The organism is Kribbella sp. NBC_00889 (genome assembly GCF_045207705.1).
GTDB lineage: Bacteria > Actinomycetota > Actinomycetes > Propionibacteriales > Kribbellaceae > Kribbella.
Map to the genome: position 1 here is coordinate 3,370,403 of NZ_CP108783.1, position 20,099 is coordinate 3,390,501.

The 20,099-nt window shown below is 66.9% G+C and carries 22 protein-coding genes; 9 read left to right on the forward strand and 13 right to left on the reverse strand.

From position 1 onward, the window contains the following. Positions 1–15: 15 nt before the first annotated feature. Complete coding sequence (locus OG817_RS16365; protein ID WP_406055570.1) at positions 16–1,161, reverse strand: lipid II:glycine glycyltransferase FemX; 1,146 nt, start codon at positions 1,159–1,161, stop codon at positions 16–18. Continuing rightward, positions 1,158–1,772, reverse strand: coding sequence for a M15 family metallopeptidase (locus tag OG817_RS16370; RefSeq protein WP_406055572.1), 615 nt, complete (start codon positions 1,770–1,772; stop codon positions 1,158–1,160). The genes OG817_RS16365 and OG817_RS16370 overlap by 4 nt, the downstream gene beginning before the upstream one ends. Before the next feature lie 87 nt (positions 1,773–1,859). Here OG817_RS16370 and OG817_RS16375 point away from each other — a divergent pair, with 87 nt between their 5' ends. Together OG817_RS16375 and OG817_RS16380 are read left to right on the forward strand one after the other, a co-directional pair. Continuing rightward, on the forward strand, positions 1,860–2,534 hold the full coding sequence (locus OG817_RS16375) for a response regulator transcription factor (RefSeq protein WP_406055574.1): 675 nt from the start codon (positions 1,860–1,862) through the stop codon (positions 2,532–2,534). Further along, positions 2,527–3,615 carry a sensor histidine kinase gene (locus tag OG817_RS16380; RefSeq protein ID WP_406055576.1) on the forward strand — a complete coding sequence of 363 codons (1,089 nt, stop codon included), beginning with the start codon at positions 2,527–2,529 and terminating at the stop codon, positions 3,613–3,615. Before OG817_RS16375 ends, OG817_RS16380 begins: the two co-directional genes overlap by 8 nt. Before the next feature lie 46 nt (positions 3,616–3,661). Here the strand turns inward: OG817_RS16380 and OG817_RS16385 are convergent, their stop codons facing one another. The 6 genes from OG817_RS16385 to OG817_RS16410 all read right to left on the reverse strand — a co-directional run bounded on the left by OG817_RS16385 (position 3,662) and on the right by OG817_RS16410 (position 9,905). Continuing rightward, complete coding sequence (locus OG817_RS16385) at positions 3,662–4,186, reverse strand: RNHCP domain-containing protein (RefSeq protein ID WP_406055578.1); 525 nt, start codon at positions 4,184–4,186, stop codon at positions 3,662–3,664. 79 nt (positions 4,187–4,265) lie between these two features. Continuing rightward, positions 4,266–5,096, reverse strand: coding sequence for a hypothetical protein (locus OG817_RS16390; RefSeq protein ID WP_406055580.1), 831 nt, complete (start codon positions 5,094–5,096; stop codon positions 4,266–4,268). 318 nt (positions 5,097–5,414) lie between these two features. Then, positions 5,415–5,693: an XdhC family protein gene (locus OG817_RS16395; protein WP_406055582.1), complete on the reverse strand. Its 279-nt coding sequence runs from the start codon at positions 5,691–5,693 to the stop codon at positions 5,415–5,417. Between the two features lie 6 nt (positions 5,694–5,699). Further along, positions 5,700–5,993, reverse strand: coding sequence for a (2Fe-2S)-binding protein (locus tag OG817_RS16400; RefSeq protein WP_406055584.1), 294 nt, complete (start codon positions 5,991–5,993; stop codon positions 5,700–5,702). 189 nt (positions 5,994–6,182) lie between these two features. Then, positions 6,183–8,525: a molybdopterin cofactor-binding domain-containing protein gene (locus tag OG817_RS16405; RefSeq protein WP_406055586.1), complete on the reverse strand. Its 2,343-nt coding sequence runs from the start codon at positions 8,523–8,525 to the stop codon at positions 6,183–6,185. A gap of 135 nt (positions 8,526–8,660) precedes the next feature. Then, positions 8,661–9,905 (reverse strand): PucR family transcriptional regulator, encoded by a 1,245-nt coding sequence (locus OG817_RS16410; RefSeq protein WP_406055588.1) that lies wholly within the window; start codon positions 9,903–9,905, stop codon positions 8,661–8,663. Between the two features lie 116 nt (positions 9,906–10,021). Between OG817_RS16410 and OG817_RS16415 the strand changes: the two genes are divergently transcribed. The 3 genes from OG817_RS16415 to OG817_RS16425 are packed head-to-tail and all read left to right on the forward strand — an operon-like array spanning position 10,022 to position 11,029. Then, positions 10,022–10,348, forward strand: coding sequence for a PadR family transcriptional regulator (locus OG817_RS16415; protein WP_396390230.1), 327 nt, complete (start codon positions 10,022–10,024; stop codon positions 10,346–10,348). Further along, on the forward strand, positions 10,345–10,701 hold the full coding sequence (locus OG817_RS16420; RefSeq protein ID WP_393389023.1) for a DUF1048 domain-containing protein: 357 nt from the start codon (positions 10,345–10,347) through the stop codon (positions 10,699–10,701). The genes OG817_RS16415 and OG817_RS16420 overlap by 4 nt, the downstream gene beginning before the upstream one ends. 1 nt (position 10,702) lies before the next feature. After that, positions 10,703–11,029, forward strand: coding sequence for a DUF1048 domain-containing protein (locus tag OG817_RS16425; RefSeq protein ID WP_406055590.1), 327 nt, complete (start codon positions 10,703–10,705; stop codon positions 11,027–11,029). Here OG817_RS16425 and OG817_RS16430 read toward each other — a convergent pair. Beyond that, on the reverse strand, positions 11,026–11,685 hold the full coding sequence (locus OG817_RS16430; protein WP_406055592.1) for a GAP family protein: 660 nt from the start codon (positions 11,683–11,685) through the stop codon (positions 11,026–11,028). The two genes, OG817_RS16425 and OG817_RS16430, sit on opposite strands and share 4 nt — an antisense overlap. 57 nt (positions 11,686–11,742) lie before the next feature. Beyond that, entirely contained in the window at positions 11,743–13,296 is a 1,554-nt protein-coding gene (locus tag OG817_RS16435) for a DUF1254 domain-containing protein (RefSeq protein WP_406055594.1), read from the reverse strand. Between the two features lie 192 nt (positions 13,297–13,488). Here OG817_RS16435 and OG817_RS16440 point away from each other — a divergent pair, with 192 nt between their 5' ends. Next, positions 13,489–13,860, forward strand: coding sequence for a carboxymuconolactone decarboxylase family protein (locus OG817_RS16440; RefSeq protein WP_406055596.1), 372 nt, complete (start codon positions 13,489–13,491; stop codon positions 13,858–13,860). Here OG817_RS16440 and OG817_RS16445 read toward each other — a convergent pair. From OG817_RS16445 to OG817_RS16455, 3 genes are all read right to left on the reverse strand, one after another. Continuing rightward, positions 13,857–16,169 carry a LuxR C-terminal-related transcriptional regulator gene (locus OG817_RS16445; RefSeq protein ID WP_406055598.1) on the reverse strand — a complete coding sequence of 771 codons (2,313 nt, stop codon included), beginning with the start codon at positions 16,167–16,169 and terminating at the stop codon, positions 13,857–13,859. The two genes, OG817_RS16440 and OG817_RS16445, sit on opposite strands and share 4 nt — an antisense overlap. A 101-nt stretch (positions 16,170–16,270) precedes the next feature. After that, positions 16,271–16,804 carry a potassium channel family protein gene (locus OG817_RS16450; RefSeq protein WP_406055600.1) on the reverse strand — a complete coding sequence of 178 codons (534 nt, stop codon included), beginning with the start codon at positions 16,802–16,804 and terminating at the stop codon, positions 16,271–16,273. Between the two features lie 41 nt (positions 16,805–16,845). Then, entirely contained in the window at positions 16,846–17,175 is a 330-nt protein-coding gene (locus OG817_RS16455) for a carboxymuconolactone decarboxylase family protein (RefSeq protein ID WP_396390223.1), read from the reverse strand. A 234-nt stretch (positions 17,176–17,409) separates the two neighbouring features. Between OG817_RS16455 and OG817_RS16460 the strand changes: the two genes are divergently transcribed. From OG817_RS16460 to OG817_RS16470, 3 genes are all read left to right on the forward strand, one after another. Next, complete coding sequence (locus OG817_RS16460; RefSeq protein WP_396390222.1) at positions 17,410–17,841, forward strand: hypothetical protein; 432 nt, start codon at positions 17,410–17,412, stop codon at positions 17,839–17,841. 37 nt (positions 17,842–17,878) lie between these two features. Further along, the gene (locus OG817_RS16465) at positions 17,879–19,003 is read left to right on the forward strand and encodes an AI-2E family transporter (protein ID WP_406055602.1); all 1,125 of its coding nucleotides are present in this window, start codon (positions 17,879–17,881) and stop codon (positions 19,001–19,003) included. A 230-nt stretch (positions 19,004–19,233) separates the two neighbouring features. Beyond that, positions 19,234–20,064 carry an MBL fold metallo-hydrolase gene (locus OG817_RS16470; protein ID WP_406055604.1) on the forward strand — a complete coding sequence of 277 codons (831 nt, stop codon included), beginning with the start codon at positions 19,234–19,236 and terminating at the stop codon, positions 20,062–20,064. Positions 20,065–20,099: the final 35 nt, after the last annotated feature.

Sequence of the window (20,099 nt, forward strand, 5' to 3'; positions counted from 1 at the left end):
GACCCCCACTTTCCGTCAGGTCATGGAATCTAGTCGTCCGCGCCGCCTGATGGACTCGCGCCTGCTCATGTAGAGGTCGAAGGCCCGGTAGACCATCGGCCGCAGCGGCAGGTCCCACTCGCCGACGTACCTCACAGCCTGTCCACCGGTGCCGACCTTGAACTGGATCAGCCCGATGTGCGGGTCGTCGGCGCCGAGGGTGGGGGTGATGCCGCGCAGATTGTAGACAATGCAGCCGGCCGCCAGCGCGTCGCGGATCATCGCCCACTGGCAGGCGTTCGATCCGCGCACCTCACGCTTCTCGGTGGAGGAGGCGCCGTAGGAGTACCAAGCCTGGGCGCCGACGCGGACCATGATGGCGGCGGCGACCAGGTCGCCCCGGTGTCGGGCCCCGTAGAGCCTGATCCGCTCGGGATCCTCGGTGCTCATCGCCGCGACCATGGTCTCGAAGTAGCGCAGCGGCCGGGGCGTGAAGTGGTCGCGCGCGGCGGTGTGGACGTACAGGTCGTGAAACGCCTTCAGATCCTCGCCGACCCTGACCTCGACGCCCTCCTTGGCTGCCCTCTTGACGTTGCGTCGCCACAGCTGGTTCATGCCCCTGAGCAGGTCGTCCTCGGTCCTACCGGCCAGCGGAAGTTCGAAGTTGTACTGCGGATGCCCGGCGCCGAACCCGTTCTCCGGACTCTGCAGCCGCCAGCCGGCGTCCCGCAGTTGGCTGGTTACCCGGGCACCGACCGGGTCGACGCCCCGGCTGGGTAGATCTGTGAGCCGCTCGATGCCCGGGTCAGCAATGCCTTCCTTGACCTGGGCCGCACACCAGGTGTCCGTGCGTACCGGTGGACCGAGCCGGATCGCGAACGCGCCGCGCGCCTTGAGGTACGCCGCCAGCGGGTCGAGCCACGCGTCGATCTCGCCGGTCCAGTCGATCACCGGCCCTTCGGGCACATAGGCCAGCGTGTAGCGCTCGAGCCGCGGCACGGGGCGGTGAAGCACGAGCCCGGCGCCGACCAGCCGCCGGCCGTCGTACCAGCCGAGAGACTCGCTGCGCCACTCCGTCTTGACGCTCCCCCATGCCGGGGTCTGCAGGAAACTGACCGACCGCTGTGCCTGCACGAACGCCAAGTGCTCGGCGGCGCCGATCGGCTGGACAGTCAGGGTCACTGCTGCATCCTGGGGTCGTGCGTAGGGTCGGCGTACCTGGGTGGACAACCGCGATCGACGGCCTCAGGGCGCAGTTCGTAGTGCCAGGGTTCGTTGTCGTAGATCTGACACAGTCCGTACGCAGCGCCGTGCTTGGACAGCCACGCGGTCGCGTCTGACCGCCCGATGTCGATCGCCTGCCCCAACACATGAGGCGACGTGGCTGGGGTCGCCACCCATCGGGCTGCTTCCTCCCTCGAGCCGTACTTCGCGACCGCCTCACTGAGCAGTTGCTCCTGGTACGCCGGGGAACGCCAGCCACTGTTGACGAAGAACTCGACCCCGTCGTCCGCGGCATCTGTCGCGGCCTTGCGCAGCGCACCGAGCAAGTCCGGGTCGAGGTTGGCCACACCGGGAATCTCGTCGTCGAACACCTTGACGCCCGCAGGGACGAAGCCATCGGCCAGTGCACCGTGGCGAGCGTCGCTGGGCGATGCGACCGGGAATGAGAACGTCGTCAGCGACTGGTGGATGAAGACGCCGACAAGCGCCACATTGGCGACGACGAATGCCGCGCGGACGGTCAGTTTGGTACGGCGGCCTGCTGTCTGTGCCGGTTCGCTGGCGGACATGCGTTCAGTCAAGGCAGCGTGCTGTTGCCGGCGCGTATCCGGTTTTGGATACGCCGACGATATGGTCCGGCTCGTACCATCAAGAGTGTGCGCGTGCTGATCGTCGAGGACGAACCCGAGATGGCGGACGCCGTCCGCGATGGCCTCCGCCTGGAAGCGATCGCGGCCGATATCGCCGGTGACGGTGACACGGCGCTCGAACTGCTGAGCATCAACACCTACGACATCGCCGTACTCGACCGCGATATACCCGGCCCGTCCGGCGACGAGATCGCCAAGCGGATCGTTGCCTCCGGCAGCGGTATGCCGATCCTCATGCTGACTGCCGCCGACAGGCTCGACGACAAGGCCTCCGGGTTCGAACTCGGCGCCGACGACTACCTGACCAAGCCCTTCGCGCTCCAGGAACTCGTGCTCCGGCTCAGAGCGCTCTACCGCAGGCGCTCCCACAACCGACCACCCGTGCGGGAGATCGCCGGTCTCCGGGTGGATCCGTTCCGCCGCGAGGTCTACCGTGACGGCCGGTACGTCGCGCTCACCCGCAAGCAGTTCGCCGTACTCGAAGTCCTCGTCACTGCCGAAGGCGGCATCGTCAGCGCCGAAGCGCTCCTGGCGCAGGCGTGGGACGAGAACGCGGATCCGTTCACCAACGCCGTACGCATCACTGTCTCCGCCCTGCGCAAACGCCTCGGCGAGCCCTGGATCATCGCGACCGTGCCGGGCGTCGGCTACCGCATCGACACGGGAGACGAGGGTGGATAGAGAGCCTGGTTGGAGCGTTCGCCTCAAGCTCACCCTCAGCTACGCGGGGCTCGTGATGCTTGTCGGTGTCTCGCTGCTCGCGGTCGTGTGGGTGTTCCTGCTGCGCTACGTACCGGTGTTCCTCTTACCCTCGCCCATGTCCATACCCGACCGCTCCGACCTGATGGCGGCCTTCCTCCCGAAGGCCATCATGATGCTGATGTTCCTGCTTGTCGTCGGCCTGGTCGGAGGCTGGATTCTCGCCGGCAGCATGCTTGCGCCCCTGACTCGCATCACCAATGCCGCCCGGCAGGCGACGAACGGATCGCTCTCGCACCGGATCATGCTGGAAGGCCGCCAGGACGAGTTCCGCGAACTCGCCGACGCCTTCGACACCATGCTCGCCCGGCTCGAAGCACATGACGCCGAACAGAAGCGATTCGCGGCCAACGCCTCCCACGAACTGCGCACCCCACTGGCGATCACGCAGACCCTTCTCGACGTGGCCCGCAACGATCTGAACGGCGACAACCGCGCACTGGTCGATCGCCTTCACGCCGTCAACACCAGGGCGATCGACCTCACCGAAGCATTGCTTGTGCTGAGCCGCGCCGACCAACGGTCCTTCACCCGAGAACACGTCGACCTCTCCCTGCTGGCCGAAGAAGCCACGGAAACGCTCCTCGCACTCGCCGAGAAACAGGGCCTCACCATCGAGACGTCCGGCACCATCACGCCCACCATCGGCTCCCACGCGCTGCTGCTGCAGCTGACCACGAACCTCGTGCACAACGCGATCGTCCACAATCTGCCCGACCATGGCACCGTGTGGGTCACCACCAGCGCGCGCCCCAGGACCGTACTGCTCACGGTCGAGAACACCGGCGAGAGTCTCACTCCACAGCTTGTGTCCACGCTCGCTGAGCCGTTCCAGCGCGGCACCCAACGCATCCGCACCCACCACGCAGGCGTCGGCCTCGGCTTGGCCATCGTCAGAAGCATCACCCAAGCCCACGACGGAACCCTCACGCTCACTCCCCGCCCCTCCGGCGGCCTCCGGGCAACTGTCGAGCTACCCGCCGCACCACACCCCAGCGTCTGAGGATCAGGGGAAGCGCCCGGCGCTTCCCCTGATCGAATGGCCTCACTCAGGCCTTGGCCTTGCGTGCCCTCGGCTTGCGAGGGGCGGGATGCGAACCGTTGCCATTGCCATTGCCCTCCGTCTCGGGCTCGGCCGCGAACGGGATGAACGGCATGGTCAGCGGCAGCGCCGCCAGCCGCATCAGGAGCAGGACGTTGTCATCACCGGCGGTCTTGTTGAGCCGGAGGCGGCCGCAGTTGGTGCACCGGTGGATGAGGACCCAACGGCCCTCGCCGCGGACCGTGACCGCGATCGGTTCCATACCGCCGCTGCAGTCGGCCTTGCGATCACCCGGCACGTTGCGGTCGAGATGGCGCGACCACAGACAACTCGGGCAATGATTTCGATGGGTAGTTCCGGGGGCGTCGAGAGAGACCTCTACGCCGCAGTGTTCACAGCTGAACGAACGTGCGAATGCCAAGCCAAAGACCCTTTCAGAGCGAAGCTGCTGGACAAGACAGACATCGGCTTCCCTCCTCCCGGTCCGCGCCGACTCGTCCGGCGCACGTCCCCCCAGCAGATCAGCCCCCATCCCCACCGTCAATCGATTAACGGCGCCCTCTTGGATGACGCGTCATGGTTCGAGCCAGCTCAGCAGGATCCGCGCCGCATCAGGACTGCGCGAGCTGCGGGATGAACGCGACGAGCGCACTGGTGAGCAGCGGCGACAGGACCGCGAAGCCGGTCAATGGATTTCGCAGCAGGGAGACGTCGAGGTGCAGCAGTGCCTCGAGACGACTCCGCGCAGCTACCCACGCCTCTGTCGGTTGCCCGTCCCACGGCAGGGGGTAGGCACCATCCACAACACCTCGGGCACATCGCCGCCAGGCCGCAACCAGTGGCACATTCAGCACCGCTGCCAGTACGGCGAACAGCGCACCGTAGTACAGGACGTTCGCCGCAGGGAACTCGTCCGCCCGATCCGGATGCACATCGAGGAACGCAGCACGCAGTGTGCTCGACGTGACGATGGCCGCGACCACACCGATCACGAACGCCCCAACGCACAGCACCAGCAGATCCCAGAGACGCAACATCTGGACGATCACTTCACGGTGCGGGCTATCAGAGTGGATCGGGCCGGGAGGATCATCGCCTGGTCTCGCCGGGATCGGCGGCAACTCCCCGATCCGATGCAGTAGGACCTGGCAGGTGTGCAGCGCGAGCCAGACGAGCACGAGCCACGGAATCGCGGCAAGCAGTGCGCTCACCAACACAACACCTGTCCGGGCGTCGAGATTCTGCACCGGAACGTCGGGGTTGGCGCCGCCGGCAACGATTCGGCCGGCAATCACAACCCCGAGTCCCGCCGCGGCACAGATGACGTACGTCCAGCGCAGGGACTTGGAGGCGTCGATCCCCCACGTGTCCGCGGCAACCAGAACACGGATCGCCGTCACTGCCAGCCCGACGAACACCAGGATCGCCGCAGCCCCGACCATCCTCCAGACCATCCAAGGCACACCACCGACCAAGGCTTCGCTCTCCGCCGAACCCGTCGAGTCCCCCGCCCCAAGCACCGCAGCCAGCGCAAACAAGAGCACAATCGCGCCGACAGTGACAACCGGCGGCCCCAGCCCGAGCCTCCCTCGTGCATCCCGCACAGCCAGCCCCCCTCCGCCGCCGACCAGCGCTACTGTCCCGAGACTTCAGCCGGTTGGGGCATCCGACCCTCCCCTGAGTCGTTGAACGCAGTGTGCACCCACCGACTCCTGATGAACAAGGGGCCGGCCGACTGAGACCGCGCCCACGTGGTTGCCCTAGGCAACGCCTGCCCGTGCGACTGAGGGGTGTTCTGCGGGCTCGCGGTGGATTCGGCCTTTGGTGGTTGACAGGGGCCGGCCGGTGGCTGAGGAGCGGGCCGCGTCGGCCTCAACACAGCCGCCGGACACGCTGCCCACCACGACTCCGTCGCCCGACACTGCCATCGCCGCGCCCGGTTGGCGAGGCGCCGAACGGAACGTGTCGATCACCGTGGCCACGGCGAATCGGCCGCCATCGGCGTACCACGGCCGGATGTGCGGGAGCAGATCACGCACGCTGCCTCACATGTCCTCGGCGCCGGCCTTCATGGCCTCGCGGATCCGGGAGTAGGTGCCGCACCGGCAGATGTTGCGCAACTCGTCGAGGTCCGCATCGGTGATCTCGCGGCCTTCCGCGTGGGCCTGCTTGACCTTGGCCACGGCGGCCATGATCTGGCCGGGCTGGCAGTAGCCGCACTGGGAGACATCGTGGTCGAGCCAGGCCTGCTGCATCGGGTGCAGGTCTTTGCCGACGGTCGCCGGCAGGCCTTCGATCGTCGTGATCTCGTCGGCCGGCTCGATGTCCTTGACCTGCACCGAGCACGGATTGAAGGCCTTGCCGTTGATGTGAGAGGTGCACGACTTGCAGACCTCCAACGCGCACCCGTACTTCGGTCCGGTGACGCCGAGCAGGTCGCGCAGAACCCACAGCAGACGAACGTTGCCTCGGCCTCGACGCTGATCCGCTTGCCGTTGAGTGTGAAAGTGTGGGTTGCCATGGATTCCTCAGAACGTGTGGTCGAGACCGTCGGTCGGTGACTGCGGGGTGGACGGCTCCAGCGGCAGCGGTTGGAAGCCCAGCTTGCCGTGGTTGATCGGGAAGTACGTCGGCATCGTCCCGGTGGCGCGGGCGTAGGCACACGCGACCGCGGCGAAGGCCGGGGCCACCGCCAACTCACCGGCGCCGCCGGGACTGTCGCTGGTGTTGGGCATGATGACCACCTGTACGTCCGGCGGTGTGTTCCACTGCCGGGTGTAGAAGTAGTTGTCCCAACTGCCTTCGAGCGGCATGCCGTTCTTGATGTGCAGACTCGAGGTCAGCGCGAGCGCGATGGCGTCCTGCAGGCCACCGATCATCTGAGCTTCCAGCCCGCGCGGGTTGATGCAGAACCCGGGATCGACCACGATCACGGCCTTGGTCACGCGCGGGCCGCTCACTCCGTCCCGAATGGGTCTGTTCACCGTTTCCGGCCGGCAGTCGATCTCGACCAGTGTCGCGACCGCACCGCAGTACTCCGCGTGCACCGCGACCCCCTGCGCCGTGCCTTTCGGCATGGCCTTGCCCCATCGGCCGACCTCGGCCGCCTTGTTCAGCACCGCCAGCAGTCGCTTGTCCTTGAGGAAGTTGCGACGGAACCGCACCGGGTCCTGGCCGAACTTCGCGGCGAGCCGGTCGACCACAAGCTCCTCTGCACACACGACGTTCGGCGAGTAGATGTTGCGCATGCTGCCGGTGTTGAACTTCAGCGGGATCTCGTTCAGCAGCTGCGTGGTGACACCGAAGTTGTACGGCGAGGACTGGCTGAGCGCGAAGATCGTCTCGGCGAACGAGAGGTTGCCACCGACCGGCAGGTCCGCGGCGAACGCGGTGATCATCTCTCCGAGCCCGTGACCGAAGTCCGTCTCCACACTGGTGTGCCGCTGCTCGTAGCTGAGCACGTTGCCGGCCAGATAGTTGACCCGGACGCGCGACGTACACATCGGGTGGACGCGGCCCTGGCGGAAGTTGTCCGTGCGCGACCACGACAGCTTCACCGGCTTGCCCATCTTCTGGGAGATCTCCGCCGCCTCGGCCGCCACGTCATGGAACAGGTGCCGGCCGAACGAGCCGCCGCCCTGGATGACGTGCACCTTCACCGCGTCGACCGGCAGACCGAGCCGTTTGGCGATGTCCTCCTGGGCGACGATCGGTACCTTGAGACTGGCCCAGATCTCGGCGCTGGCCGGGGTGACGTCGGCGATCGCACAGTCCGGTTCCAGCGGGCTGTTGCTGGCGAAGGCGAACACGAACTCGGCGTCGATCGTGTTCGACAGCAGCGGCGGCACGGCCATCGGCAACTGGGCCGCACGGAGCTTCGCCAGCACGGTGGCGTCGGACTCGCCGTCCACAGTTCCGGGGCCCCAGGTCGCGTCGACCACCTGGATGGCGTCGATGCACTGGCCGAACGTCTCGCCTCGGATCGCCACACCGTGGGTGATGGCGACGACATCCGTGATACCGGACATCGCCCGTACGGCGGCGAGATTGTTGACAGACTTCACGGTGCCGTTGATCGTCGGCGGCCGGGCCACCATGGTCGGCTTCGCGTTCGCGACCTGCAGATCCGTCCCGAACTGCTTGCGGCCGGTGACGATGTCGTGAGCGTCGACGCGGTTGTGCGGGCGCCCGAGGATGCTGAACTCGGACCGCGGTTTTAGCTCGGCGGACACCTTGATCGTCCGGGAACTGGCGGCCGCCCGGGTCAACGATCCGTACGTCGCCGTACGCCCGCTCGGTCCACTGACCACACCCTTGCGAGTCGTCACCTTGCCGGCCGACACGCCCCAGTGCGCAGCGGCCGTTTCCACCAGGCGCTGCCGAGTGATCGCAGCGGCTGTGCGTACCGGGAGGTACATGCTGCGCATCGAGTTCGAGCCTCCGGTCAGCTGATTCATCAGCAACTCCGGCCGCGCGTCGGCGAGCCCGATGGTGACCTTGTCCATCGGCAGGTCCAGTTCCTCGGCGACGATCATCGCGATCGCCGTGGTCATGCCCTGGCCGACCTCTGCCCTGGGTACGGCGAAGTACGCGGTGCCGTCGGTCTTCAGTTCAACCGAGATCAGGCCCGAGGTGGGCGAGGCCGCGAGGTTCTGCAGATCGCCGAGGTCGAAGATCTCCTCGGGCTGCGGCAGTGAGGGAACCGCGGCATCCGCCGGCCGGGGATCGGCCGAGCCGGCGATCCAGCTCACACCGACCGCCAGGGTCGGGGCGGCGAGAATGTACCCGAGCACGCGACGGCGCCCCAGCAGGCCACGCTCGCCGGCCGGCTGTTGTGTTGACTCGTCCGGCGACCGACGGTGTTCGGCCATGAGGATTCCTCCGTGATTCGACCAGTGCAGGGAACGCAGTCTGACAGCGGAGAAGGCGCCGCGGCATGGCCAGAACGCCTACGTTTGGCCCGGCCGGACTGTGCACAACGCACAGCGGCGGAGCTCAGCGGGTCATCAGCGGCCCTGCGGCGGAAACAGCCTGACGGCCCGGATCGCCAGGCCGAGATCCAGGTGGGAGGCTGCGTCGGTGAGGTCCCGACCGGTGATCTGATGGATCCGGTGGAGGCGATTGATCACCGTGTTGCGGTGGCAGTACGCCAAATCGGCCGTGCGCCGGACGGAACCGCCGGCGGCGACCCACCTCTCGAGGGTGTCGAGCAGTAGCTCACGTTCGGCTGCCGGCACCTCCATGAGCGGCACCAGCCACGTCTGGACGAGTTGCTCGGCCAGCTCCGGGGCGCTGAGCAGCAATGCCTCGGGGAGCCGTTCGGTCAGCGACGCGACCCCGGTCTCGCCGCTCGGCAGGGTTCGCCGGGCCAGCGTCGCCTGACGGTACGCGACGTCGACATCGGCAAGTCCTGAGACGACGCCTGACATGCCCGCGGGCGCGCGGACGGCGTCGCGCAGCGATCGGAGTACGGCGTCCTGAGACTCCGCGCCCAAGGCAAGCAACCCGACGACCGTGTGCGTTCGCACCTGCCACGCCGAGCCGACGTGGACGCCGGCCAACCGCCGTCTGAGCGACGCGACCGTGCACTCGTCGTCGACCAGGTTGTCGATCGCCACCACGGCGTACGGGCCGTTCACCGGTACGTCGAGGACGGTCGCGGCCTCCTGGACGAACGCCCGGTCCTTCGCTCGGCCGTGCAGCAAGCCTTCCCAGAGCGTCGATCTGCGTCGCTCGTCGGCGCGGACGAGTTGGCGTTCCGCGGTGTGATAGGCGGCCGCGACCTGCGACGACGTACTGTCGACGACCTCCCAGACCTTGCTCGCGATATCCAGCAGGGCATCGGAGTCGACCACGCCCTGCGCCCGGGCCTCGTCGATCAGCGCCTCCCACACCAGCCGACCGCCGAGGCGGAACGAGCGCAGTACGTCGTCCAGCGGTATCCGCTGCTCGGCCCGGCGCCGTCCCGTTTCCCGTGCGGCATCGAAGTACTCGTCAGCTGCGGTCCCACCGCGCCGACGGTCCGTGTCGGCGATCATTTGCACGACCCGGGCGACGTTGTCATGACATGACCGCCACAGGTCATCCGGCGGAACCGAATCCAGCTCGCGATAGGCAGGGTTCTGCTCGTAGATGGTCTGCACCAGCGCGTCGGTCACCGGCCGCAGGTGAAGCAGCAAGCTCCCGGCCAGCGCCTCCGCGGTCCGCGGCACCACCGTCCGCCCGACGTTCCGCCGTACCACCTCACTCATAGTCGGCACAGCATCGCACACCGTTGCCACGCCGCACAGTCCTGGCGGCGTCGCCGGACTACTCGGTGATACCGTATAGTGGTACTCGGTGCTACGGAGTACTGAGAGGATCCGCGATGGACGACCTGACGGAGATGTTGAAGGGCACGCTCGAGGGCTGCGTGCTCGAAATCATCGGCCGGGAGGAGACCTACGGGTACGCCATCACGCGCCGGCTGAACGAGCTCGGCTTCGCCGACGTCATCGAGGGGACCGTCTACACCATCTTGCTGCGACTGGAGAAGAACGGGCTCGTTCAGGTGACGAAACGACCATCCGAGCTGGGGCCGCCGCGCAAGTTCTACGCGCTCGACGACGCGGGGCGCGAAGAACTCGGGAGGTTCTGGGCGAAGTGGGAGTACCTCTCATCCCGGATCGACAAACTCAAGGAGGGCGGACGATGAACTTGTGGGAACGCATGACAGGCAGCGATCTCACCAGGGAGTACAAGGCGTTCGAAGCCCGGGCCGCGGCCTTGCCGGCCGACTACCGGGCGGCGTGGGACCAGATCAAGGCTCACCTCTTTCCCTACGGGAGCTTCACGGGTCGCAACCTGATGCCGATCATGGACGGCGCACTCGGGCTGCTCGAAGAGACGGCGGCGGACGGGCAGAGCGTTCACGACGTGCTGGGCGACGACGTCCAGGGCTTCTGCGCGGCGCTGGCCGGCGGAGAAGGGGCGCGGAGCTATCGCGACCGGTGGCGCGAGCAGTTGAACCGGAACGTCGCAAGGAAACTGGGCCAGCTAGGAGGCTGACGTGGGCATCCAGGACATCATCGAGGGCAAGAAGCAGTGGCGGGCGCACCTGGCGCGAGTCAAGGCGCTTCCACCGGACTATCAGATCGTCTACAAGGAGATGCAGAAGTACTTCTTCAAGATCGGACCGGTCGAGTTGACCGACGGGAACCTACTCGCAGAGATCGTCGACTTCTTCGAGGAGGGCGTGGCGGCCGGCAAGGGAGTCCTGGAACTCATCGGCAACGACGTCGCAGCCTTCTGCGACGACCTGGTCAAGGACTCGCGCACCTACGCCGACATCTACCAAGAGTCCCTCAGCGGGAACCCCGCCGCGACCGAGGACTAGGAGCTCAGCCCGACGCCGACGACGAAGCCGCCGATCAGGATCATCATCGCGGCACCGACCGTAGTGGAGTGCGCGGCGATCCACCCCTTCGCCGAGAGGAGCCGAGGTTCCATCCGCCGCGGAAACAGGATCGTCGCGACGATCGGAACGCCCACGGTGCAGGTGGCGATCACGGTGTAGAAGACCACCAGCCCGAGATTGTCGCGGAACGCCAGGTCCGCCCCGACGATCGCCAGGCCCGCCGCCGCAGCCAGAAGGATCGCCTTCGGACGAAGGTTCAGCGCCAGGCCGATGCCGAACACAGACAGAGTGCCGAACGTGCCGATGCGGTCGAGCCAGCTCGGTCCGCTTCCGCTCCCAGCGCGAGACCGACGTGCGAGGGTCACCACGCCCAGCAGCACGAGGGCACTGCCGATCGCCACCTCCACCTTCCCCACGAGGGCGTCGTGTTCGCGCGGTCGTCCGGGAAGCGCCTGGCCGGCCACGGCCGCCAGCGCGACGGTGGCGAAGGTGCCGAGCAGTGTGCCGACCAGGAAGCCCAGGCCGGAGCGGCTGCGGCTCTCCGACAGCAGGATGAAGATGGTGGCGGTGATGGGGACGCTGCTCAGCGCCGCGGCAAGGGCCAGCGGTATCAGCTGAAGCAGCGCCTGCCCCATCGCGTCTCCGATCCCGCCCCGACGAGCAGGCTTCCGGCTTGGCGTACGTCGCGACGGCTAGGTGATGGGCTCGATTTCGCTGGGCCGCCAGGTCTTGTCGAAGAAGGGTTGGAGTGGGCTGTACAGACGCAAGATGACGAAGAACCCCTTGCCCGGAACAGTCTGGATCCAGTTCCCGTCGCGCACGCCGTCGGGCTGTTCTGGTCCGAGGACCACGGCGGTCGAACCGTCCGGGTCGGCCGTCGCCGCCGGCGTCGGGTAGCTCTGGCTTCCGGCGCGGGGGAATCGTTGCGGTGTCTGGAGCATTGACCGGGTCTCGTTGTCGTACAGCGTGAGCGACCAGAATCGCGCCTCGGGGATGCCGGGCGGCAAGACGACGCGGTAAGTCTTGGCCCCGTCGAAGTAGTTCTTGTCGGCGTCGGTGAACGCCATGACGTACTGCGAGCCGACGTTGGTCAGCCGCATGCACATCGCGGGTGTGATGCCGGTGTAGCCGTAGAAGAACGCCGTACGGGCATGCAGCTTGCGGGCACCGGTCGGCGCGAGCGGCTGTACGCCGTCGGGACCGACCAGAGGCGGCGGTGTCTCGAAGTTGTAGCCACCGACGAAGAGCATGTTCGACCAGGACGAGCCCGGGTAGTACTCGAAGGCTTCTGCCTGGCGCGGATTGAACACCAGTGCGCGGGAGGTGGCATTGCCGACGGCCGCGGCCTGCTCCAGGATGCCGCGCATCCGCTCATCCGGTGCGAACGGCCGGCCTTTGACAATGCCGATCGCCTCCAGTTGCCCCAGGGTCTCGGGGTCCGTGGCGTCGGCCGGCTCCTGCTGGACGATCTCGTTCAGCAGTTCGAAGAAACCGAAGTCGGACGGCGGAATGGTGTTGAACGCCTTGCCGCTGGCTTCGACGAATCTCGTCTCCGGCGTCGGGGTGGAGGTCCCCGGATGGACCTGGCCGCTCAACAGCGTGGCGATGCTGGTGCCCTGTCCACCCTCGACATAGGGGTACAGCTTCAGGGTCGTCTTGATCCGCTCGACCGTCGGCCCGGGATCGTCGTGGTCCATGAACGCTCGCCCCAGCAGCACTACCCGGGTCGTGCGGGAGTGCGCGACGTGGAAGCCGCTGTCCGGCAGGGAGCCGCCATGGCCCGGGCCGACCAGCAGGAACCTGCCGCCCTCACCGCGATCCGGTCCCGGCAGGCCGAAATCGACGATCCACTGGAACCACATGTCGTCGAAGATGCCGAGCGCCTCCGGTGGCGTCTCGACGACCATCGGTCCGGCGGACAGGTCGACGATGCCGACGAAGTACACCGTGTCCGCGTTGGCGGTGAGGAACAGGGACTGGGAGTCCATCAGCTCGGAGAAGATGAGGATCGAGTTGTCGTCCGCGCCGGCCTCGATGAAGCCCTTGCGCGCTGCGTACGTCGAGGCACCGGCGAACGCGTTCAGGTACGCAGTGACGCCGTGCAAGAAGTCCAGGTGGTCATATGCCTTCTCGACCGTGGTCCGGCTGGGTGCACCGTTCACGAAGTCGAGCGGTCCGATCCGGGTGTCCACGAAATCCGGAATCGAGATCGACTCCAGAGTTTCCTTCGAGACCATGTCTGACATCACTGCCGCCTCTCCACGACTCCCGCCGGGCGTTCGCCCGCGTCACTCGTCTCGTTCGTTCCGAGCATCGGTTCCCAGCGTGCTCGACGACCTGCCGCGAGGCATCACTCATATCGAGTGACTCCGACCGCGGATTCATGTGATCTGCGTGATGCGGATTGCGTCTGGTCCGACGCGCAATAGAGGTTCAGCATGCGGAAGGATGAGTTGGTCGTGGACTACATCGAACGACTGCGTCGTCTGGCCATCAACGACGCATGCCTGGCCGACGATGGTGGAGACGACCACTCAGTACTGGATCCCGTCCTTGATCAGAGAACGCGGGCGTTGGTACGCCTCGCCGCGCTGGTCGCGGTCGGCGGGGCTGTCCCGTCGTACGGCGCGCAGACGGATGCCGCGGTGGACGCGGGAGCGACGGCGGCGGAGATCGTCGACGTACTGTTCAGCATCGTTCCGATCACCGGACTCCCACGAGCGGTGGCCGCAGGACCCAAGGTGGCGCTGGCGTTGGGTTACGACGTCAACGAGGAGCCGGATCGGCAGTTGGTGGATGAAGAGGGCTAACCGCCGAGCAACCCGATCGCCATCGCGTGTTGCACGGCGTCGTTGCGTGAGGAGACTCCCAGCTTCCGGTAGATCGAGGCGACCTCGGAGCTCACGGTATTGCGGCTGACGAACAGTCGCTGGCCGATCTCGCCGATGGTGAGATGCGTCTGCAGGTACGGCAGCAGCCGCAACTCGGCCGGGGTCAGGGGCGATCCACCGCTCGCACCGGTCCGGGCACTCGAGGTGACGATCCTGCGAAAGTCGGAGACCTCGTCGACCAGGGCACCCAGCGCAGGCCGATGGAGCAGGACGTCGTCGATCTCACGCAACAGGTGACGAGCGGTCGAGGCGTCGCCGATGCTCCAGTACGCCTTCGCGAGCTGGAGCCGTCCACGGACCGCGAAGAAGGGCAGCACGAACGTGCAGGCCGGGCGCGCTCGCATCGCATTGGTGAGCTGTCGGTCCGCCTCGTTCAGATCGCTCCGGTGCACGGCCAGCCGCGCCGCCTGAGCAAAGGCGATCACACTCGTGGCGTAATCGTGCATCCGATGCCTGTCGATGAGCGCGAGAGCCCGATCGACGTGTTCGCCCGCCTGCGCCCACCGGCCGCGATCCATGTCCACCGATGCCAACTCGGACTCGCTCTCGACGATGGTGTCGGTATTGCCGAGCGCCTCGGCCACGGCCGACGTTTCCACGAACAGTTCGCACGCCGCGTCGACGTCTCCGAAGAGGAGATGGGCTTCGGCCGACATGCACAGCGCAGTGTCGCGCCACGGGCTCCAGGGCGGTTCCTGAGCAAGCGCGAGGTTCGCGTCGATCAGCATCTGCTCCGGCCCGGAGGCGCACATGACCGCCCGAAGCATTGCCCGCGCCGAGCCGAACGACGCCGTGCCGTCCGCCGGCACCAGATCGAACGAAGCCGCATCCACGATCGCCGCCCAGCGTTGCGCTTCGCCGGTGTGACCCGCCAACGCGGTGATCCAGCCGGCGAGCACGGCGAGCGGCGGGTATTCCTCGATGGCAGAGTCCCCCAGCGCGGACAGCCACCGCTGCACTGTCGTGATCTGGCCGGCGCTGTACGTCGGCAGTGCCAACGCTGTCACCAGCCGGACACAGCGACTTCGCTCGGTCGTGTTCAGCAGGTGTTCCAGGGCGAGCACCGGAGATCCGTTCGACTCGTACCAGTCGGCCGCGCGCAGATGCAGCTTCATGACGACCTCGGGCTCGACCCTGCGCAGCTCACCGAGAAGGAACTCCCGGAACAGCGCGTGGTAGCGGTACCACAGACGCCGGCGGTCGAGCGGTATCAGGAACGAGTTCGAAGCCTCGATGGTGCGCAACTGCTGCTGTCCGCCAGGTTCTCCGAGGAGGGCATCGCACAACGGTGCATGGAGTTGGTCCAGGACGGCCGTGCGGCGCAGGAACGCCTGCGTTGCGCCGGGCAACTGGCTGAGCGACTCGCGATACAGGTAGTCGGTCACGTACCGGTCCTCACCGGACACAGCCACCGCCTGCCCGTGGCTCTCACGCGCGATCGCCGCGGCGAGGTACAGGCCGGCCGGCCAGCCTTCGGTTCGAGCCGTCACCCCGGCCACCACATCGGGCGCCACCTGGACGCCGGCGGCCGCGAAGACCTGCTCGGCACCGACCGCGTCCAGGGCCAGCTCCGCCGCGCCGAGTTCCACCACGTCCGCCGCCGACCGCAGCCGCGGGATGTGAGGCTGCTCCGAACGACTCGCAGAGACCAACTGAGAGCCCCGCGGGATCCCTGAGATCACCACGCCCAGTACGTCGTGGCAGGCCGACGACCGCAGTTCGTGAAGGTCGTCCAGCATCAGTACGAACGGTGCCGGGCTGGTCCTGAGTACCGACGCCAGGCGCGGCGCGCCCCGACCCAGCGGCGATACGCCCGGACTGCGCAGGTCGGCCAGCAGGTCGGCATCTGCCGGTGAGACCCGCGCGTACGCGGTCGCCAACACGGACAGAAGCAACGCGGGGTCGTCATCGAAGCGGTCAAGAGACACCCAGACGATGCGACGATTCTCCGCCCGTGCCCACTGAGCCAGCAAGGTCGACTTGCCGTACCCCGCAGACGCGGTGACGCCGACCACACGGCACTGGCTGGCGCGAGCCGCCTCGATCAGGCCGGCGCGACTCACCGAACCCGGGCGCGCCTGCGGGACCGACAACTTCGCGTCCAGTAGCAGCCGATCCAGCCCGCCGACGACCGGCGCCGCTCCCTGCGATTCCTCGCCCACCATGCGTAGCCGCCCCCACCTGCTCCCGCTCGCAACCTTGCCGCAGGAGCCCGCGGATCGACTCATCCGCGCAGGGTGACTTCCATCGACCTCGAATACGGCAGCCGCCCGCACGCACGACGGAACCACCGTCGACCGGCCGGTCAAGCGTTCGCTTTCGCGCGTCGCTACTCCGCCGCCACCCGCGCTTTACCTCGTTTGGTGGCGCCGAGGATGACCTGAATGCCCACCCCGAGGACCACCAGGTCCAACAGCATCTGGGCGGCGACGACGAGACGTGACGCCTCCCCCCGGGGTGAGATGTCGCCGAAGCCGACCGTGGAGAAGACGGTGACCGTGAAGTAGAGCGCGTCGGATCGGGTCAGCGACTCGGTGAAAGCGCCGGAGTCGTCCAGGCTCATGATGAAGTAGGTAGACGCGAACAACAGCAGGAACAAGGGCGCTGTCGATGCCAGGGACTGTGTAGCCCGGATGGCTGGATAGGCGGCTCGGAGGATGGCGCGGACCTGCCACGCAATCGTTGCCATCAACAACACAACACCGATCACAAGGTCGAGAACGAGGTACCCGTCGGACCGGCGATCGAGGGGCAGCACGTAGTACAGAACGACCAGGGCAGCCGCGGTGACCCCTGCGCGGAGCAGACCCCGCGCGATCAGCCACCGGCGGCGCCCGGAGGTCAGATCGTCAGCAGGAGTCACCTGCGAATCGTCACTTGGTGTCATGACAACGGCCTGCGCGGCTATCCGTTGCTTTCGGCCTCGAGCTCTGCGATCTCGATGGCGACGTCGAGCGCCTCGACGATCCTCCCCGTCGCCGAGGCAACACGCGCCGTACCGACAATCGGCGCGATCGCAGCCAGGACACCGCGGACCTGCTCGGCATCGACACCCAGCTCGCTGGCCGCGCCGAGGTTCAACAGGTACGAGACCGGCGGCGCGTCGACGGCGACCAGGGCGGCGATACGGACGAGCATCAGGACCTCGGGATCGAGACTCGATACCGCAACCGAGTCGGCGGTCATCCGTGCGAGCTGGTCGAGGACAGGCCTCTCGGTGGTGGATTCGGACATGATGCGTCCCCTCGTTGGGTGGGTGGACTGTTCCTGGTTCGATTCCACTCCGATCCGCGCGGTTGCCGCATCATCCAGATCGCGTGAAGCGGCGGTCCGCACCCGGATTTCACACGATGAGAGTGATTCCACCCGGCGGTCCCGGTTGTGGGATGGACTCAAGTCAGTTGCGCCATGGCTACTGCGACAGCGTTGTCGCCTTCCGTCGTGGTGCCCCGTGAAGGAGGGTCCGAAATGGCAGAGCAGACAGCACCTGGTCATCGATCCGCGGTCCAAGCGGAGGAGAAGAGTAGCTGGGCAGTTGGGTTCATCTTGTTCGCCGGCATCATGATGATCGTGGCCGGCGGCTTCCAGGCCTTCATGGGTCTGGTCGCACTCTTCGAGAACGAGTTCTACGTTGCCACCCGCAACTACCTGCTCCAGTTCGACGCCACCGCCTGGGGCTGGATCCACCTGCTCGGCGGCTTGCTCGTCGTGGGCGCCGGGTTCGCGGTGATGGCCGGCAAGATGTGGGGACGGGTCATCGGCATCATCTTGGCGGTGCTCAGCCTGCTGGCGAACTTCGCCTTCATGCCGTACTACCCGTTCTGGTCGCTGACCATCATCGCGGTCGACGTCTTCGTGATCTGGGCACTGATCGCCCACGGTCGCGACGCCACCGCCTGATCACGAATCATCCTCCTCACGTTGACAGGAGCATCGGATGACCAGCGCGCCAGCGTCGATACGTGACGCCTACGAGCGAGCCCGCCCGTTCGCCCTGACGATCCTGCTGGGCGTCGCCGCCTTCACGATCGCGCTGGCCGGGCTGAGGTCTATCGCAGACATCATCGGGCCGGCCTTCCTGGCGCTGGTCATCACGATCACCCTGCATCCGATCCGCATCCGGCTCGAACGGCATCAGCGGATCCCGGGATGGGTCGCGTCGATCCTCATGGTGATGGCCGCGTACCTGCTGCTGCTCCTGCTCACCCTTGCCCTGGTGGTGTCGGTCGCACAGCTGGCCGCGCTGGTCCCGCAGTACAGCGCTCAAATCACCGACGCGATCGCGAACGCAGGGAACGCGCTGCGAGACCTCGGCGTCAAGCAGGACCAGATCAACGCAGTCGTCAACGCCGTCGACCCCGGACAACTCGTCGACCTCGCGATGTCGGTGCTGTCCAGCACGCTCGGCGTCCTCAGCAACCTCTTCTTCCTGCTCACCGTCCTGCTCTTCATGGCCTTCGACACCGACTCGACCCGCCGCGGTTTCGCCATGCTCAGCGACCGCTTCCCCAACCCCGTGGGTGCGCTCGACAACTTCGCGCACGGAACCCGCAACTACATGGGCGTCTCGGCCAGCTTCGGACTCGTCGTCGCGGTGCTCGACGGACTGGCCCTCTGGATCATGGGCGTCCCCGGCGCCTTCGTGTGGGCAGTGCTCGCCTTCGTCACCAACTTCATCCCCAACATCGGCTTCATCATCGGAGTGATCCCGCCGGCGCTCATCGCGCTACTGGACGCTGGCCCAGGGCTGATGATCGCAGTCATCGTCGTCTACAGCGTGATCAACTTCGTGATCCAGTCCATCATCCAGCCACGCGTCGTCGGGGATGCGGTAGGGCTGACTCCCACCTTGACGTTCATGTCGCTGGTGTTCTGGACCTGGGTGATCGGACCGCTCGGCGCGCTGCTCGCCGTACCGCTGAGTCTTCTCACCAAAGCACTCCTGGTCGAAGCCGATCCCCACACCCGCTGGGCACTGCCGCTGATCTCCGGCAAGACGGACCCGCCCGACACGCCTGATCCAGTCGCGAACCAACCATTGGCCGACACGGAACCGGTCTGAGATCGCCTGGCACCACGCCACTGGGCTTCGATGGTGACGGTTTTGAGAGTGCCGGTGAAGCGGAATGGTGGCCGGCGAGATGGGTGTGCCCCAGTCCTCGCCGACGTCGAAGGTGTCGTCGGTCGAACCGATGTCGTCACCGACCACCAGCAACACCTTCGGGGCACCCGCCGGCGGCGGGCGGTCAGGAACACGGCGTCCGCGTGCAGATGCGGAGTAAGACTAGGGAGGTGTCCAACGACGGGAGCATCATGCGGATCGGTGAGATCGACATCCACCCGGTTACCGACGGCGTTTTCCGGGCATCGCCCGCGTACTTCGGGGACCACGCGCGCGCCGAGGGCCACGAGGACCTCTTCACCCGCCACGGCATGGCCTGGCTGCCGATCGGTTGCTTCCTCGTGCGAACCAAGGACCGGACGGTTCTGGTCGACGCGGGCATGGGACCGGATATCGCCGATGCCAGTCCTCGGCGGCTGCTGATCGGCGGGCAGTTGCCGCTAGGGCTCCGCGCTGTCGGCATCAGCCCGTCGCAGGTCACCGACGTCATCTGCACCCATCTTCATTCCGACCACTGCGGCTGGCTCTTCGACCTCGACGCCGCGCCGATGTTCCCCAACGCCGCCATCTGGATCGGTGCGGGCGACTGGCACCACTTCGTGCAGGACCCGGCGCACGCGATGCGCGAACACATCCGGCACGGCCTCCGGAGCGCGGCGGATCGCGGCGACCGCCTGCGCCTGGTCGATCGCGACACCACGCTCGCGCCAGGCATCACCCTGACCATGACGCCCGGCCATACGCCCGGTCATCTCTGCGTCATCGTCTCCTCCGGAACGAGTCGCGCGCTGCTGCTCGGCGACGCGATCATCTGCCCGGTCCAGCTCGACGAGCCGACCTGGCGGTCAATGGGTGACGTCGATCCCGAACTCGCCCAGCAGGTTCGCGAGCGACTGTTCCGTGAGCTGGAGGACGGCAACACTCTGGGTGCCGGCGCCCACTTCCCCGAACTCCAGTTCGGCCGGGTCCTGGCCGGCCAAGGCCGCCGCTGGCTCACCTGAGCGCTCTCGCGTGGCGTCGGGGGACATGATGATTC